This is a genomic window from Paenibacillus sp. KS-LC4 (genome assembly GCF_036894955.1).
Classification (GTDB): Bacteria; Bacillota; Bacilli; order Paenibacillales; family Paenibacillaceae; genus Pristimantibacillus.
Window position 1 is genome coordinate 2,792,067 of sequence record NZ_CP145905.1, and the last position, 18,050, is coordinate 2,810,116.

12 protein-coding genes are annotated in these 18,050 nt (G+C 54.5%); 11 read left to right on the forward strand and 1 reads right to left on the reverse strand.

Features of this window, described 5'->3' with window-relative positions; translation table 11 throughout:
- The first annotated feature begins 67 nt into the window (after positions 1 to 67).
- From V5J77_RS12050 to V5J77_RS12060, 3 genes are all read left to right on the forward strand, one after another.
- A complete protein-coding gene (locus V5J77_RS12050; protein ID WP_338556082.1) occupies positions 68 to 928 on the forward strand; it encodes an ATP-binding cassette domain-containing protein in 861 nt (286 codons plus the stop codon).
- Positions 925 to 2,715 (forward strand): ATP-binding cassette domain-containing protein, encoded by a 1,791-nt coding sequence (locus V5J77_RS12055; protein WP_338556084.1) that lies wholly within the window; start codon positions 925 to 927, stop codon positions 2,713 to 2,715. The genes V5J77_RS12050 and V5J77_RS12055 overlap by 4 nt, the downstream gene beginning before the upstream one ends.
- Before the next feature lie 118 nt (positions 2,716 to 2,833).
- Entirely contained in the window at positions 2,834 to 3,292 is a 459-nt protein-coding gene (locus tag V5J77_RS12060) for a GNAT family N-acetyltransferase (protein WP_338556086.1), read from the forward strand.
- 161 nt (positions 3,293 to 3,453) lie between these two features.
- Here the strand turns inward: V5J77_RS12060 and V5J77_RS12065 are convergent, their stop codons facing one another.
- Positions 3,454 to 4,641: an MFS transporter gene (locus V5J77_RS12065; protein WP_338556088.1), complete on the reverse strand. Its 1,188-nt coding sequence runs from the start codon at positions 4,639 to 4,641 to the stop codon at positions 3,454 to 3,456.
- A gap of 213 nt (positions 4,642 to 4,854) precedes the next feature.
- On the opposite strand from V5J77_RS12065, the gene V5J77_RS12070 reads away from it, so the two are divergent.
- From V5J77_RS12070 to V5J77_RS12105, 8 genes are all read left to right on the forward strand, one after another.
- Positions 4,855 to 7,245, forward strand: a complete 2,391-nt coding sequence (locus V5J77_RS12070) for a hypothetical protein (protein WP_338556090.1) — start codon at positions 4,855 to 4,857, stop codon at positions 7,243 to 7,245.
- A 73-nt stretch (positions 7,246 to 7,318) separates the two neighbouring features.
- Positions 7,319 to 8,251, forward strand: coding sequence for an ABC transporter ATP-binding protein (locus V5J77_RS12075; RefSeq protein WP_338556737.1), 933 nt, complete (start codon positions 7,319 to 7,321; stop codon positions 8,249 to 8,251).
- Positions 8,248 to 9,141: an ABC transporter permease gene (locus V5J77_RS12080; RefSeq protein ID WP_338556092.1), complete on the forward strand. Its 894-nt coding sequence runs from the start codon at positions 8,248 to 8,250 to the stop codon at positions 9,139 to 9,141. Before V5J77_RS12075 ends, V5J77_RS12080 begins: the two co-directional genes overlap by 4 nt.
- A 39-nt stretch (positions 9,142 to 9,180) precedes the next feature.
- Complete coding sequence (locus V5J77_RS12085; protein ID WP_338556094.1) at positions 9,181 to 10,962, forward strand: hypothetical protein; 1,782 nt, start codon at positions 9,181 to 9,183, stop codon at positions 10,960 to 10,962.
- 16 nt (positions 10,963 to 10,978) lie between these two features.
- On the forward strand, positions 10,979 to 11,968 hold the full coding sequence (locus tag V5J77_RS12090) for a MoxR family ATPase (RefSeq protein WP_338556096.1): 990 nt from the start codon (positions 10,979 to 10,981) through the stop codon (positions 11,966 to 11,968).
- The gene (locus tag V5J77_RS12095; protein WP_338556098.1) at positions 11,965 to 13,008 is read left to right on the forward strand and encodes a DUF58 domain-containing protein; all 1,044 of its coding nucleotides are present in this window, start codon (positions 11,965 to 11,967) and stop codon (positions 13,006 to 13,008) included. The genes V5J77_RS12090 and V5J77_RS12095 overlap by 4 nt, the downstream gene beginning before the upstream one ends.
- A 61-nt stretch (positions 13,009 to 13,069) precedes the next feature.
- Complete coding sequence (locus V5J77_RS12100) at positions 13,070 to 15,046, forward strand: VWA domain-containing protein (protein ID WP_338556100.1); 1,977 nt, start codon at positions 13,070 to 13,072, stop codon at positions 15,044 to 15,046.
- Entirely contained in the window at positions 15,036 to 18,050 is a 3,015-nt protein-coding gene (locus V5J77_RS12105) for a VWA domain-containing protein (RefSeq protein ID WP_338556739.1), read from the forward strand. Before V5J77_RS12100 ends, V5J77_RS12105 begins: the two co-directional genes overlap by 11 nt.

An 18,050-nucleotide genomic window follows, 5' to 3' on the forward strand; every position in this document is an offset into this window, starting at 1 on the left:
CTTATGGTTAACAAAATGGATTGTAGCACAGAGCGGCGCTTTGGGGAAGAGGGCAGGTGAAATTTTTTTGCGCGAATATATGATACAGTTCGAAGGTCTGACGGTCAGGCCACGTGTTTTTGACATGACAAGTGAGCAGCTTCCCATTATTAGAGATGTTTGCTTCACTCTAAACGAGGGAGATTGGCTGACACTGCTAGGAAGCAATGGGAGCGGGAAAAGCACGCTCGCTAAGGTTATTGCCGGGTTACCTGTAGGCGAAAAAAGCGGCACTTATTTGCTTGGAGCGAAGCTTGCTGCCTACAATAAACCGATTCCAATTGTTATGCAGCAGCCCGAGGCGTCCATGCTTGGCGCAACGCCTTGGGAGGATATTGTATTGATGCTGGAGCAGCACGGGATTAATAGTGAGGCGATAGCTGCGCTTACGGAGGAGTCGCTTGGTTTAACCGGCTTGCTGGAACGGAAGGATCAAGCGGTTGGAACCTTGTCTGGCGGGCAGAAGCAGCTGACAGCCATCGCTGGTTGTCTGGCGGTAAAAGCACCTGTGCTTGTGCTTGATGAAGCGACTGCAATGCTGGACCCTGAAGCAAGTCGAGCCACCTGCGAGCAAGTGCGCGAGCTTCATGCTGCGGGGAGCACGATAATATGGATTACGCAAAAGCTGGATGAGCTGCGACATGGTGATCGAGTCGTCGTGATGGAGCGGGGCCAGCTCGTTTTTGACGGGACGACGGAGATGTTTTATGAGCGCAGTGGTGTTGAAGAGGGTTCAGGGAATGAAGAAGGGGGGCAGAGCTGGTGCGAGCTGCTCGGCTTTGAGGCTCCCTATGCCGTACAGACAGCTTGGGAGCTGGACAAGCTGGGCATCGCTTTAAAGCCTCTGCCTTTGACCGTAGACGGGCTCGCGGAGGCGCTGCAAAGATGAACGATTTTAGCTGGAGGCTGGAAGCCGTACGCGTCTGTGCAGCAGGAGAACGAGACAAAACGCTTCTGGCTATAAAAGAAAAGCTCGTAATTAAAGAAGGCACGATTACGCTGCTTATCGGCAGCAATGGTGCAGGAAAATCCACGCTGCTGGAAGCAATGGCAGGGCTCCGCAAGCTAAGCGGGGGCCACATAACGCTCGGCGCTAATTGGCTTTGGGTGAACAAGGGCAGACGCAGACGTCTAAGCCGCAGCGTCGTGCTGAATACGGGCATAGCGCTCCAGCAATCGGAGTCGCAATGGTTTGCGGCGACCGTGAAGGAGGAGCTCCTCTATTCACTGAAGCCGTATAAGCTGGAGCCGCTGGAGAAGGAGCGGCGGCTGCAAGATGCGCTGCAAGCAGCAGGCTTGCCTGCCGAGCTGCTTGCCCGTGATCCTTGGTCGCTCAGCGGCGGACAGCAGCGGCGGCTCGCACTGGCTTGTCTGCTGGCATGCAAGCCGCAATGGCTGCTGCTCGATGAGCCGACGGCGGGGCTGGACGCCGAGGGCATCAGCCGCTTGTGCGCCGTATTAGCAGCGCACAAGGCGGCTGGGCGCGGAGCGGTCGTGGCAACGCACGATCCGGGCGCGCTGCTGCCGCTCGCGGACGAGGTCGTCGTGGTCGTGGACGGCTCGGTCCGCGAAGCGGTCGCTGCATCGGCATGGGCGAATGCCCATGCTGCAGATGCAGCCGCGCCGCAGGCGCTGCGCGCGCTGGCGATGCTGCGCGGCTTCGCGGCGCAGCCGCCGGGCGGCGGCGCCGCCGTATGGCCGGCGCCGCAGGCACTTGCGGCGGCGATACATGCCGCCGCCGCGCAGCCGCAGAGCGGCCGGGCGGACGCCCCGGCCGCAGCGGCGCTGCCTGGCGCGGCGGCTATGCCGCTCGCCGCGCCGCAGGCGCCTCCGGCGATGGAGCTGCGCCCATCGCCGGGCGCAGAGCCCACAGCGGCGAGCGCTTCGCCGCCGCTGCCTAAACCGAAGCGCCGGCCACTCCCGCCGGCGCAGCCCGAAGCGCAGCGCCTAGAGGTGCGCTTCGATCCAAGAGCGCTCATCGCCGCCTATATGCTGCTGGCGGCGACCATCATCATGCAGCATAGCTGGAGCGGCTTGCTGCTTGCAGGAGCGCTTGCAGCCGCGATATGGCTGCCGCTGCGCACTCAAATGCGGCCGTGGCTCGGTTTTATCCGAGCCTACGCCTTAATCACTCTGCTCTTCGGTGTTGTAGCTGGAGCGCACCTACAGCCATTATCGTTTGATTGGGAGCAATCGGCACGAACGATGCTCCGCTTGGCGACGCTTTTTTGCGCCATGCTGCTTGGCCTGCCGCTGCTGCTGCTTATGACGCCGCTGCGGATACAGCGGGCGCTGGAGCAAACATTCGGCTGGCTGAGCCGATTTAAAGTTCCGATCTCAGCGATTACGTTGACCGTCACTTTAATTTTCCGATTTATCCCGCTGCTGCTCAACGAATGGGAGCGCTTTGCGAAAATCGCCCATGCGCGGGGGAAAGCAACTACGCCAGTCGGTGTTTTGCCGCCCTCCATGCTGGCATCGGCGATTATCCCCTACATTCGTTCCATTTTGCGATTAGCCGAGCAAATGGCGGAGGCGTTGGAGGCGAGAGGGATTGGAAGCAATGAAATTCGTTCGACCCAAGGCTTCCGCTTGCGATTTGGCCGTCAGGATGTACTGCTGCTCGGAGCAGCGGTAATCGGCTCGGTCGTATTATACTTATGGGCTGCCCTTTAAAGCCTTTATGATCACAATCCTTAACGCTATCTATAACATAGTGGGGCTGAAGAACGGTTAAACTACAGGCTATCATTTATAATCAAAAGATGTCATATTAAAATATAAGGAGCAGAAGATGAATATTAGAAAACGCGGTTCAAACGAAAATGATATCATGGATCTTTTGCTGTTAGCAGATCCTTCTCGCAAAATTGTTGAGGAATACGTGAAACGAGGAGAGTGCTTTGTAGCGGAGGAAAACAATCAAATAGTAGGCGTTTATGTGCTTTTGCCTACAAGGCCTGAAACGGTCGAATTGGTGAATGTAGCCGTTGTGGAATCGATGCATGGAAGAGGAATAGGAAAAACGCTAGTTTTGCATGCCGTTCAAACAGCACAGGAGAGAGGATATCATACAATTGAAATCGGTACTGGAAATTCAAGTATAGGACAATTGGCTCTATATCAAAAATGCGGTTTTAGAATAGTTGGTGTTGACCCAGACTTTTTTATCAGGCATTACTCAGAAGAAATTTATGAAAATGGGATTCAATGCAGAGATATGATTCGATTATCTAGATATTTGGATATGTAAGCTAGAGTTATATGATTAGCTTTAAATCTGTTGTTAAGCAAAGGGAGCAATAATTGTTTAATCAAAAAAACAGCGGCAGTTGCCTAAATTAACATAATCACTCAGGCCTGCCGCTGCATCTATGATTTGGACGAGTCAACCTATTGAAATCAAAGGAAGGATCAGTTATTCCCCGCAACCGTTCTACGCATAGTCCGCTCCTTCATATACCACCACGTACTAAGCAGTGCAGCGGCAGTTCCAAGCATACCGCCGAACCAGAAGCCGCTGCTCATGCCCCAGCTGTCATTGAGCCAGCCGGCTAGAAAAGGGCCGGAGAACATCCCGATTGAATATACTGCCTGATAAAGGCCCATGGCAGTAGCTCTTCCAGCTGGCTGGACATCACGAATGGCAAGTCCAAGCAGCAGCGGCAAATGCAAGCCTTGGGCAAAGCCGTTAATCGCTTGTGTCAGTGCCAGCATAGCGAAAGAATCTGTATAGGCAATGGAAACCGTACATATAGTGCTTAGCACAAAGCCCATTCCAATGGTGACCCAATTGCCGAAGCGCGGGGCGAACCATTTGGCCGTAAACATGGAAGCGAGCGCATGCGGCAGCATAAAGGCGAAAACAATTAAAGTCAGCCCATATCCCGTAATGCCCAGCGTCTCTGCCTTGAGTGGCGTAAAGCCAAACATCGTGATGAACAGCACGCCATGTGCGAGAATGGAGAGCAGCGATACCTTGAGCAGCAGCTTCGTGCCGATAATGCTGCGTGCCATCGCGAGTGTCATGCCGACGCGCTCATGCGGCTGCTTCGGCGGTTCTTTTAAAAGCAGGCCTAGCACTAGCCCCACTCCAGCGATGACCGCACCAGTAATGAAGGGGGCGGCATCTCCCCACATATCCGTCACCGTTCCGCTCATCAGCATGCCGAGCATTTGGCCGCTCACGATCATCACGCTAATGCTGCCCATTGCCCTTGCAGCATCTTCTGCGGCAAAATAATTGGCGTACATGACTGTAAAGGCAACCCATGTCGAGGCGCATATGCCAGCCATTGCCCGGCCTCCGAGCGGCCATAGCCAGTGCCCTGGAACTAGAAACAGCAAGCAGCTTAAGAGAGCGGTCACCATACCCAGTATAATAAATGGCTTGCGCTTGCCAAAGCGGTCAGAGGCAACGCCAACGGGGAAGCGTATGAGCATTTGAACAAAGCCATAGCTGCCAAGCACAATGCCGATCAATTGCATCGACAAGCCGCGGCCGCTCAAAAAAGGCGATAACGTTGGCACATAAACGTACATTGACGTCCAGTATAGCAGCGTAACTACCGTAAATATCAAGCGTTGTGAAGCGGTAGACATAGTTATAAAAACCCCTTTCATCACTACTTTAGCCTACGATCACGCACTTTGTCACCTGTAAATACGTTTTGCTTAAGCTGGGGTTTGCTTTACGCGAACTAGGCTTGGTTTTTTTCTTCATTAGACGAATTATGTAAAATTATGAAACATTTTCGACGTTTTTTGCGTCAGGTAATAGGATCAGTACATATAAAAATAGGGAGGGGTCTGTCTGTGAATCGAATAGGTGTTAAATTCAGGCTTTTTGTAATGATGATTGTGATCGCTAGTTTATGTGCAGGCCTTGGGACAACGGACTCGAGAGCATATGCCGAAACGGCAGGCATTGAGCTGAATGCGGAAGCAGGCTATCAGGGCACTGTGAAGGTGGATAAAAGAATGCCTGCCCATCTTACGCTGACGAATCGAACGAATGCCGACTTAAAGGGCGAGGTTCTTATTTCCATTATTACGCCTTATGGCAGTACGACAACCGACTTCGTCGTGCCGGTCGAGCTGCCGAAAGAAACGCCAGTCGAGCTGACGGTTTCATTGCCAGGCATGCATCTGGACAAAAATAATAACAAAATCCGCTTTTTTGAAGGCGTTTCATCCAAAGGGAAGGAAGTAGCGCTCATTGGAAAAGATTTTTTGGATAGCATTGGCACATCCGATTACACATTTGGGGTGCTTGCCAGCGATCCTGATACTTTAAATTTCATGCCTTCGCTGAATGTGCGGGGCTATCAAATTTCCGTGCTGCCGCTGACGCGGGACCAACTGCCGGAGGAAGCTTCGCTGCTGGATTATTTCGATGTCCTTGCCATAAATGATGTAGCGACTTCGGATTGGAGCGAGCAGCAGGTGGCGGCTATTGCAGGCTGGATCAGCAAGGGAGGCACGCTTATTTTGTCGGGAGGCGCCGGCTACAGCAAAACAGCGAAAGCTTTTACAGCTATTGCACCGCTTGAGCCGGATGGCGGTACGGTGTCACAGCCGATTTCTTCTGAAATGGTGGGCGCAGCCGAAGCGAAAAGCGCAAGCGCAGGTGATATGACGTTGTCAACAGGCAAGCTTACCGCTGGGTCAACAAAGCTGCTAGGCGGGGAAACGCCGATTGCTGCCGAGCGTAAGCTGGGACTTGGCAAGGTGCTGTACGTGGCTTTTGATCCTGCCTTGGAGCCCATTGCTTCTTGGTCGGGAAGTGCTACGTTATATACGAGCTGGCTGCAAAACTCGCTGCTTCCCATGCAGCAGGGCTATACGAACGGCAATAATACGTTTTGGAGCTTTCAGCAGATCGTAGATGAGTTTCCATCCATTTCACCGCCTAATTTTGGTCTATTGCTCGTTATGTTTATCATTTATATGATCGTTGTAGCACCCGTGCTATATTTGGTGCTGCGAAGGGCAGACAAGCGGGAATGGTCGTGGTGGCTCATTCCGCTCATCTCCATCATTTGCGGTACCGCTATATTTTTCTTCGGTGCTGAAAATAAACGTTTTATGTCTACTCATTCGGTCCAAGTGGTACAGCTATCTGGCAAAGGCGAAGGGGTTAAGTCCGGTGCGTTTTCGATTTTTGTTCCGAATGGCGGAGAAGTAGCTGCCCGTTTCGATGAAACGCTCCCCCTAACACCTTATGCATCAGGCAGCAGCACGGGCGACTTGAATTTGCGCAGCGACAGCAGAGTCGTAAGTGTAGAAGGACAAACGACAGCTGAGTGGAAAAATGTCGAATATTGGTCGACACGCAAAGCCATCTTTGAAAATGTTCCGATGCAGGAGCAGGTCGGACAATTCAAGGTGTCCTACAAGAACAGCAACGGACAATTAGGTTATAAAATTAAAAATGAAACGTTGAAGGATTTAAAGCATGTCGTTGTCGTGATGAACGGCAGCAGCTATGCAATCGGTGATTTAAAGCAAGGCCAAGAAGAATCTGTGCTCATTTCGGCTGGTCCGAACACTAACAAGGGATATTTCGACTATGGAAATCAAATATTCCCATACCAAGGCGGCAATCAGGATATGTTCAACAGACATCGTACGCTGGTGGATGCTTATTTTCATACGAAAAACTACAGCTCCTCGGCTATTCCGATGATTTACGGTCCGCTTGTGCTCGGATTCAGCGAAGATGAAGAGGCGTTGTTCACCGTCAATAACAACAAGGTGAAGGCCGACAATCTAACAATGTGGGTGCAAAGCTTGGGTGAGCTGGAGCCGGACGAAAATGGCCGCTTTATCGTGCCGGCAGGCTTCGTAAATCCCGTTATTATTGAGAATGGTGTCAATCGATTAGAAAATTATGAAAACTCTTTATATTCGATTGGCCAAGGCGAGCTCGTCATTGAATACAGCTTTCCTGAGCGTGAGGGGCTGAAATACAATCAAATGGACATTCACCTTGACCCTTACCCATCCCCATCTGGGCAAAATTTGAAGTGGCTCATTTGGAATAAAACGCAAGAAAAATGGCAGAGCGCAGCAGCGGAAATGGAAGAGCCTTCAAACTATCTCATTAACGGCTTCAAATTGCAGATGAAGCTGATCGCAAACACAGATATAGAAACGAATATGCCGCAGGTGGCATTAGAAGGCGAGGTGGCAAAGCATGAATAAGGAAGAGCAGGCGCAAGAAAATGTGGAGCATGAAGCGGGAGTTTCGCCCGAGCAGGATCATGCAGCTGTTCCCATGATAGAGATTAAAGGACTCAGCAAGTCCTTCGGCTCGTTCCATGCGCTGAAATCGCTTGATTTGACGATTGCCAGGGGCAGGGTGTTCGGTTTTGTAGGGCCGAATGGCGCGGGAAAATCAACGACGATGTCCATTTTGGCTACACTGCTTTCGCCTTCGTCGGGTTATGCAAAGGTAGATGGCTTTGATGTGACGAAGCACCCGGCAGAAGTGAGAAAGCGAATTGGATATATGCCGGATTTCTTCGGTGTGTATGACCAGTTTAAAGCGGTCGAATATTTACATTTTTATGGTGCCAGCTATGGCATACCCAAGAGGGAACGGGAAGAGCTCATTCCGCAGCTGCTTGAGCTGGTCAATCTCAGTGACAAGCGGGATGCTTATGTCGATACGCTGTCGCGCGGCATGAAGCAGCGGCTGTGCTTGGCGCGTTGCCTTGTCCATGATCCCGATTTGCTCATACTCGATGAGCCGGCCTCCGGGCTTGACCCGCGGGCGAGAATCGAAATGCGGGAAATTTTGCTTGAGCTTAAGGCAATGGGTAAAACAATCATTATTTCCTCGCATATTTTGCCTGAGCTTGCGGAGATGGTTGACGAAATTGGCGTTATCGAGCATGGCCAGATGATTGCCCAAGGCAATGTATCGGAAATCCAGAACCGGCTGCGGGTGAAGCGGATTTTATATATTCGGCTGCTGGAGCGGCTGGAGGAGGCTGAGCAGTTTTTGCAGGAGCAGCCGCATGTGACGCGTCTGATGCGCGATGAGCGGGGCATACATGTTCATTTTAGCGGACAGGATCTCGAACAGGCTGAGCTGATCGGCGAATTGCTAGCTGCGGGTTACCGCATCGTTTCGTTTAGCGAAGGGCAGACGAATTTGGAAGATGTCTTTTTGGAAATTACGAGAGGAGGGGACGGCTTCGAATGAGAAACGATACTGTAAGCAAAGATTGGCGCAGCAAGCTGATCAATCCGGTGCTGGACAAGGAATTCCGCTTGCGGATGCGGACGCCGCGCACGATGTGGACGCTGCTTGCCTATTTATTCGCCATTGGGCTGTTTGCCCTAAGCTCTATTTATTTGCTTAATATGAGCTCGGGCAACGGCACCTCTTTTAATCCGAGCGAAAGCCGCATGCTGTTTTATTTTCTCAGCTTCGTGCAGCTCGGTCTTATTTCCTTTATGGCTCCTGGCCTTACAGCTGGTGTTATAAGCGGTGAGCGTGAACGGCAGACCCTTAATCTGCTGCTTACGACACAGCAAAGCTCGACCACGATTATTTTAAGCAAGCTGCTATCTTCTCTGAGCTTTATGATTTTAATCGTCATTAGTACGCTTCCCATATACAGTATGGTGTTTCTATTCGGCGGCATATCGCCAACGCAGCTGCTGCTCGTCTTTTTCTTTTATTTATTTTTGATGATCGTTATAGGAGCATTCGGCATTTTGTTCTCCACCATCGTCAAGCGTACGATGATTGCTGTTATTTTGACCTATGGCGTCACCTTATTTTTGTACGCGGGCACAGCGCTCATCGGTTATGTAGCGTTAATGGTATCTATGCAGATTTCAGGCTACAGCGGTTCTAACGAATGGATCGCTCATATTTTTGCATGGAACCCAGGGGTGGCGATGTACAGCATTTTAGACCCTAACATAACGAGAGAAATCGTTTATACGGGCTCTGGTTCCACCGCATCTGAACCGTTTTTGCAGCTCTGGCAGGAGTTTATGCTCATCTATCTCGTATTGGCCTCTTTAGCCATTTGGTTAAGCATTCGCTACCTGCGTCCTCGTATGAAGCAGAGCAGGAAGTAGCCTATAAGAAGTCGGTTTTAAATGAGGAGGGAGCGCAAAATGGCGCCAAGCGGAAGCAGTCAGGCTAAACAACAGCAGCAGCTTCCTGAGCTGCTATTGCCGGTGCGACTGAGATTGACCATGTTTACGATGTGCAAGCATGGGCTGAAAGGCTTGCTTATAGGCAGCTCGGCAGGCTTGCTGCTGCTAGTCGCAAGCAGGCTGTGGCCGCTGCTTCATGCGCGGCCAGCGGCTATGGCTTTGGCGGCAGCAGGCCTGCTGGCGGGGCTGCTGTACGGTCTGTGGCGGCGCGCCTCGCTGCGCGATGCGGCGAGAGCGATGGATCGCAGCGACACGGATGATGCCGTGTCGACTGCGCTGGATGGATGGCTGCGCCCGGCTGGGCAGCCATCCGCTATTGTGCTGCTGCAGCGGCAGGAAGCCATTGCCGCAGCGAAAGCTTATGCCGCTATGCTGAGCAAGCGGCTGCCTTGGCCCGCATGGCCGGCGTGGAGGCGGGCCGTGCTGGGGGTTAGCGCGGTATGGGCCATATCCGCGCTTTTGCTCGTATGGGCGAATCCGCTGGATCATTTGGCGGAGGAGCGGGCCGCCGAGCGGCAGCAGCTTGAAGAGCTGCGGGAAGAGGCGGCTGCGCTCGCGGAGGAAGCGGAGCGGGCAGCTGTGCCCGAGGAGGCGAAGCGGCAGCTTGCTGAGCCGCTTGAGAAGCTGCGCAGCAAGCTGGAGGAAAACGACAGCGACATAGAAGCGGCGCTGACGGAGCTAGCCGAGGCGATGCGCGAGCTTGAGCAGACGGCGGAGCAGGCGAAGCAAACGGCGATGCAGCTTGATGAGGCAGCGGAAGCGATGCAGCGCGAGCCCGCACTGAAGCAGCTGGGAGCTGCGCTGCAAGACCGGCTGGAATCGGGGATAAGCGAAGCGATTAGCGATATGCGCTCCCAGCTGCACAAGCTGACGCCTGAGCAGAAGGAGCAGCTGGCACAGGCGCTGGAGCAGCTTGCCGGGCAGCTGCCGAAAGACAAGGAGGCGCTCGCCTCCGCATTGGCAGAAGCCGCAGAGCAGGCGCGCAATTCCGAAGCGGAAGGTGACGCTTCGAGCGAGACGGAGGGCGGCGATGGCCTCGCCGCCCTTGAAGAAGCGCTGGCCGGCGAATTGTCGCAGGCTCAGCTGGAGCAGCTGGCTAGCGCAATGGCGAGCCAGCTTGGGCAAAGCGGACAGCCGCTTGCGGGCCAATTGGCTGCAAGCGGCGGCTCCGTGCCGCCGAGTTGGGCAGCGGCGGCCTCCGGCAATGGCTCGCCGAGCGGCAGCAGCGCTGGCGGTGCATCGGGCTCGCCGGGCTCGCCGGGCGAGCCCGGGTCGGGCGCGGCGCCGAGAAGCTCCGGCGCCTCTGGCAGCGGAGAGCCTTCATCCAGCGGTGCTGGTCAAGGCGTCGGTGCTGGAACCGGAGCAGGTGCTGGTCAAGGAGCCGGAGCAGGTGCAGGGGCCGGGGCCGGATCTGGTCAAGGTCAGGGCGCTGGCAACGGCTCGGGCGGCGGGCAAGGCGGCTTGCAAGGAGGTACCGGAGCGGGCGGACGCACGCTAGTAACGACGCCGCGCACGATGGCAGGCGAGGGCAATGTTCAGGAGGATGGCGGACCATCGACTGGCGGCCAGGAGCAAACAGGGGGCAAGTCGCCGATGATTGACGGAACGACACGTCCTTACGAGGAAGTATACAGCGAGTATGCAACCGAGGCGAAGAAAGCGCTTGGACGCTCGCAGCTGCCGCAGGCGATGCAGGATAAAGTAAAGCAATATTTCGACAACATACAGCCGAATGGATAAGGAGCGAGGTGGACAAATGATTGAATCCAAGGAACAGATTACACAGGCGGCTGAGCGTATAGCTGCTCTGAAAGAGGAAATTGGAAGCGTCATTGTAGGGCAAAAAACGGTAGTAGAGCAGCTATTGTGGTGCTTGCTGGCAGGCGGACATGCGCTGCTGGAAGGCATCCCCGGTCTCGGAAAAACAATGCTTGTCCGCACAGTCGCGGAAACGATTTCCTTGCAATATTCAAGGATTCAATTTACACCCGATCTAATGCCCGCCGACATTACGGGAACGACGCTGATCGACTTTACCGAGCAGGGCGCGGCGGGACGCAGCTTCCAGCCTGGACCGATCTTCGGTAATTTAGTGCTGGCCGATGAAATTAACCGTGCTACGCCAAAGACACAAAGCGCGCTGCTTGAAGCGATGCAGGAAGGCACAGTGACAGCTGGCGGAGAAACTCGCCAGCTGCCGCGTCCTTTTTTTGTATTGGCGACGCAAAATCCAATCGAGCAGGAGGGAACATACCCGCTGCCGGAAGCGCAGCTTGACCGTTTCCTGCTCAAAATCGGCGTCAGCTATCCGACACGTGAGGAGCTTAAAGAAATTGTGCTGCGGACAACAGCGGCGACGCAAGCCCGCGCTGAGGTCAAAATGACTGCGGATGAGCTGACCGAGCTGCAATTGTATGCCAAGCATATTCTGGTTGCAGAAGATGTGCTGGACATGGCGGTTCGGCTAGTGATGATGACGCATCCAGCAGAGGCGGATGCTCCTGACGATGTGAAGCGTTATGTCAGATTTGGCGCTGGACCGCGGGCGCTGCAAGCAATTGTGGCGGTCAGTAAGGTTAGGGCGCTTTGCAGCGGCAAGCTGCATGTATCGTGGAGCGATATTCGCGAGGTAGCGGTGCCAGCGCTTCGACATCGGGTTGTGCTCGGTTATGAGGCACAGGCAGCAGGCATAACGACGGATCAGATGACCGAATCCATATTAAACGCATTGGAGCTGACAAGATGAATGGGCAAGGCAGCGGCTCAGGGAGCGGAGCCCGGGATTCAGCGTTCAGCGGCGCTTTAGCCAAGCTTTTCCCCGATACGTCCTTGCTGAATCGACTAGAGCGCATGAAGGTGGCAGCGGGCAGCCGCGTAAAGGGCACGATGGCAGGCAAGCGCCGCTCCAGCACGCTCGGCGGCTCTCAGGAATTTGCTGACTATCGCCCTTATGCGCCCGGCGACGACATTCGCCGTCTGGATTGGAATGTGTATGGGCGGACGGGGCGAGCCTACATGCGGCAATATTGGGATGAGCAGGAGCTTACCCTGCATGTGTACGTTGACATATCTCCCTCGATGAACTTTGGCGGCGAACAGGCGAGTAAGCTGCGGTGCGCCTTGCAGCTCGCAGCTTGCGGCGGATACGCTGCGCTGTCAGGCGAGGACCGCATTTCGGTCAAGCTGTTTGGCGGCGCAGCTCCGGCAGAGCTTCCAGCACTTCGCGGAAGGGGCTCCGCAACGCGATTGTTTCATTTTTTGGCGGCGGCACTAGAGCAGGCAGCGGAGCAGCGGTCTTTTCACCCAGACGATGGGTTGAAGTCTTCTGCGATAGGTGAGGGGAGGGCAGCTATGCAGCAGCATGCGGCAGCTTTGTCCATGCGGGAAGCTATTGCACAGGCTGGGCAGCTCCCGCATCGAACGGGCGTTACTTGGATAGTGTCCGATGCGATGTTTGAAGCGGGCATTGAGCATACGCTGCTCAGCCTGCTTGCTGCTCGGCAGCAGGTTGTTTTTCTCCATTTATTGAGCCCAGAGGAGTTAAATCCTTCTTTGACAGGCGAGCTGAATTTGCTTGACAGTGAACTCGGAACGGGCAAAGAGGTTGCCTTAGGCAGTCGTCTGCTGGAACAATATCGCGACACAGTGAACGAATATTGCAATGAGCTCAAGAAGCTGTGTGCGGAGCACGGAGCCCTTTATATTTTTATTGATACAAGCAAGCCAATGGAACAAATAGTTCAGCATACGCTGCTTCGCGCTGGTGTGCTGCACAGCCATAGTTAAGCTTGAATTGGAGCTAATTATAAGAAGCAGCCTTAAGACGCAGGTGAAAGGAGGAGAAAAAATGCAGCTGCTATCGCCGCTATCCGCATTATTCGGCTTGGCGCTCCCAGCCATCGTACTCATGTATTTATTAAAGCGCACGTATATAGACACCGAAATCGCGAGTCATATGCTGTGGAATCGTATGCTGCGCGAGCAAGAGGCGAATCGTCCATGGCAAAAGCTTCGTACACGTCCGCTTCTGCTTTTGCAGCTACTCGCAGCTGCTATACTAGTGCTGGCGCTCATGCAGCCTTATCTCGTGGCAGATAGCCGCAGCGGAAGTCATACCGTTATCGTGCTTGACCGCTCGGCAAGCATGACCGCGGCTATGCCTGGCGGAAGCTCGCAAGGCAGCATGCTGGCCGCCGCTGTAAAGCAGGCGGAGCTGTGGCTGAACGAGCAGCCGAAAGGGGAGCTTATCACCTTGCTTGTAACGGGCGAGCAGCCCCGGATTATTTTGTCCAAGGAAACGGATCATGAGCTCGCGGTGCAGCAGTTGAAAACCATTACGCCAGATTTCGGTACCCAGGACAACGTAGCCGCTTTATCGTTAGCCGACTCCCTGCTTGCCAATGAGCAAGGCGGCCGGATATTGCTGCTGACCGATGGCAGGTGGCAGGACGCAGATTCCGTAAACCAGCTGACCCTTCATGCGAAGCTTGAGCAGTTCAAGCCTAATGCCCCGCAAGCTGGCAGCAACAATAGCGCTATTTTGTATTTTGGCATTCATGCAGCAGCTGGAGAAGATGGCAAACGTGCAGGCGTAGTGACGCTGCGAAATGACAGCTCTGCATCTAAGCAGCTTGAGCTTGCCATCTATGCGGACAAGGAATCCGAGCCTGCGGTGAAGAGGTCGGTCAAGCTTGAGGCTGGGGGCTGGACGAGCGTAAATATTAACGGTCTGCCGGAAGAAGCGAGCTATTACACAGCCAAAATCAGCGGAGCGACCGATGATTATGCCGCTGACAATATCGCCTACCAGTTTCCGATCGTCACTAAAGCGCAGCAGGTGCTTTTGGCTACATCAGGCAACTTGTTTTTGGAAAAAGCGCTCCAGCTCGCTGGCGTAAAAACGATAAAGGTTGATCCAGCGCAGTATGTTCCTTCCGATGAACATGTTAAGGACATCGACTGGGTTATTATGGATGGCGACACAGCAAAGCTTCGAACGGACAAAAGCTGGCAGGAGCTGTTTTCCTCCAAGCCTGTCTGGTATATCGACCATCCGGAAGCGACCGCGGAGGATACGGCTTTGCCTGCGAATAGCAGAGTGGCGCTGGCTGAGCATCCCGTTACTGCCTATCTTTCATTTGAAGATACCCACATTGGACGTATGGTGAAGGCGAAGGATGCCGGGACATGGGGGGAAGCAATCGTTACTTATGGAGGCTTGCCTGCCATATATGCTGGCTCGGTGCAAGGAAGGCCGCAGCTGCGCTTTACCTTTGACCTGCAAAGCAGCGATTTGCCGCTGCGGCCAGAGTTTCCCGTGTTAATCGTGCAGGCGGCGGATTGGATGAGCGGAGGGAGTCAGGCTCAGCTTGGGACGGCCGATGCCGGAAGCACGCTCCAGCTTGCTTTTCTAAATGAGACAGTTAGTGCCAAGTGGGAAATGATCGAAGCACTAGGCGGTTATAGCGAAAAATCATTGCCCGACAGCAAGCTGGCTGCCGCGCTTGCAGCGCAGGAGCCAGCTGTCGCCCCGGCGATTCCGGGCTTGTACCGTTTAATCGAGCAGGATGCACAAGCGGAAACGATCGGTCAGAGGATGCTTGCTGTAACAGCGGCTCCCTCCGAAAGCGCATCGTTGTCCGCAGCTTCGGAAATCAAGCCGCTTGCCGCAGCTTCAAAGGAGACAGGTCAACAGCAGGCTGATGCGGGCGTGGCAGCGGGAAGTGTGGAGGCGGCAAACGCTTTTGTCGTATGGCTCGCGCTGGCATTGTTTATGCTGATGCTTGTGGAATGGGAGGTGTATAGGCGTGGGAATGCAGGCTAATTCGCCCTGGGCGCTCCTACTTCTCCTTCCGTGGGCAGTGGCGGTTTGGTGGATGATTCAAGGTACGCTGCGGCTGCAAGGCAATCGTAAAAAGATAGCCATAACGCTGCGTGCATTTATTTTGCTGCTAATCATTGCGATTGCAGCAGGTGTGCAGCCTTATTTGCGAATTGAGCAGCGAAACGTTATTTTTGTGGCAGATCGTTCCGCATCCGTCAATGCCGATGCCGCTTTAGGCGAGTGGATTGCTAAAGCCTCGGCGGCAAAAGACGAAGCCGATCAAAGCGGAATTGTATCCATCGGACTAGATGCCGCCGTCGATAAAGTGCTTTCGCCTGATCAGCTTCCGAGTGCGCAGCGATATACGTTTCGATCAGGCGTGAATGAAAAATTCACGGATTTGTCTCAGGCGCTGCGCCTTGCGTCAGGCATGCTGCATGAAGCCGGAGGCGGCAAAATCGTGCTGCTCTCCGATGGCGCAGAAAATGCCGGAAGCATGCTGCGCCAAGCGGAGCTATTGAGGCATGCAGGCATTGAGGTGGATGTCGTTCCGGTAGCTGCCCCGCAGCGGGTGGACGCCTCGCTCGAGGCGATGGACGTTCCGCAAACGCTGCGTCAAGGTGAGAAATTTACGTTTGAATTTACGATTAACAGTACAGCATCGGGAACGGCCAAGCTGCGGCTCTATGAAGACAACCGTGAGCTGTCAACAAGCGATATTGTGCTGGAGCCGGGTGAAAATCGCTTTGCGCTGCAAAGTGCGGCGCTGGAGCCGGGCTTTCACCGTTTTCGAGCGGAGCTGTATGCGGAAGGGGATGAACAGGGGCAGAACAATACGGCGTATGCGTTCAGCAGAGTCAGCGGCCCGCCCGCTGTGCTCATTGTTGAAGGTGTGCCGGGCTCATCAGGCAATGTGGAGGCAGCTTTGAAAGCTTCGCTCATTCGTTATGAGACGATACCGCCTGAGCGGTTGTCCGTACAGCTTGCCTCATATGCCGCCTATGACAGTATTATTTTAAACAATGTTTCGGCAACCCGCATTGCGGCTAAACCGATGGAGTGGCTCGGCAAGGCGGTCAGCGATTATGGCATTGGCCTTGTCATGCTGGGTGGCGACAACAGCTTTGGCTTGGGCGGCTATTTCCAAACGCCTATTGAGAAGGCGCTGCCGGTCTATATGGATTTGAAGGGCAAGCGTCAGCTGCCCTCGCTCGGCTTGATTTTGGTCATTGACCGTTCCGGCAGTATGGTCGGCGGCAAGCTGGAGCTGGCGAAGGAAGCGGCAATGCGGACGATTGAGCTGATGCGACCAGAGGATTCAGTAGGCGTAGTCGCCTTCGACTCGACGCCTTGGTGGATTGTGGAGCCGACCAAGCTGACGGATCGCGAGGCGGTTTTGGATAAAATCCAGGGCATTCAGGCCGATGGGGGCACGGAAATTTTTCCGGCGCTAGATACCGCGTATAACAAGCTGCTGGAAATGGATGCACAGCGCAAGCATATTATTTTGCTCACCGACGGCCAGTCGGCTTCTAATCCGGGCTATGCTGCGCTGACAAAGGGCATGGTCGACCATAAAATGACGATGTCTACCGTTGCAGTCGGCGACGGTGCCGATCAGGCGATGCTGGAGCAGCTTGCGAAGCAGGCGAAGGGACGGTTTTATTTTACAAATGATGAAAGCACGCTTCCAGCTATTTTCAGCCGCGAGACGGTGTTAATGTCACGAACCTATATTGTGGAGCAAAATGCTCCGCCGCTTATCGGGCAAGCCGGAAGCTGGTCGTCGATGTGGCAAAATGGCGTGCCAAACTTGCAGGCTTACATCGCAACGACAGCAAAGGAAACGGCAGAGGTCGCTTTGCTATCGCCCCAAGGTGATCCAATTTTGGCGCGCTGGGCTTACGGTTCAGGACGAACGGTAGCTTGGACGAGTGACTTGACGGGGAAATGGTCGCGAGACTGGGTGCAGTGGGCCGCTTTGCCGAATGTGCTCGCCGAGTGGATAAAGTGGACTTTTCCTCAGTTTGAGAGCACGCCTTATTCCGCAACAGCTGAGCTGGATGGTCGAGAGGCTATGCTGCGCTTACGTACAGAGGGTAATGATACAGCTGCTAAGCTGTCGGCTGTCGTCACCGATGAAACTGGGAAAAGCACGACGCTTTCGCCGCTTCCGGCAGCTCCGGGTGAATATGCGGCAAGCCTTCCGATCTCGGAGCCAGGCGTATATTTAATGCAAGTGAATGAACAGAGCGGCGGAGCGGATGAGCCGAAGACGGGCGGCGGCACGACAACGGGGTTTGTCATTCCCTATTCGCCTGAGTATCGTTTAACGGGTGAAAATGGAACAGAAGCGCTGCAGCAGCTTGCTGCCGCTACGGGTGGGCGTTTGCTGTCGCTGGAAGCGCCGGGGGAGGCTTACCGCTTCAATCCAGTAGTGTCCCGGCAGCCTTATGATTGGACGCGTGAGCTCATAATATTGATTTTGGCGCTGTGGCTGGTCGACATCCTATTGCGCCGACTGTCGCTGCCTTGGCAGCGGATCGGGCGGATGCTGTTGACGAGACTTAGGCTCGTAGGTGGACGTTTGCAGAGGAATGAGCCAGCCGCCGCTCCGTCAGGTGCGATGAGCAGGCTGCAGCAGCGGAAAAGTCGCACGGCAGGCTTTTATGGTGAGCGAGCGAATACAAGCGACGTGGATCGAGCATCAACCTCGCCAGCATCTGGTCAGGTAAGGGGAGGGAATGGAGCGCTTAATGGCGTTCAGGGGGCTTCGGCCAATACGTCGCAAACGGCTAGCCGTCCGTCTCGATCACAGGCTCCGAAGCCAGAGGATCGTGACCAGGCGAGCAAGCAGCAGCGAGAAGCGCTAGCTTCACAGGCTAACGCTTTAGGTGTCGTCAGCCAGCCGTCAGTCCCTCCTTCAAGCCCAGAGTCCAAGCAGGCTGATGCTCAGACAGCGGTCAATCGTCTGCTTGCGGCTAAGAAGCGCGGCAAGCGGTAG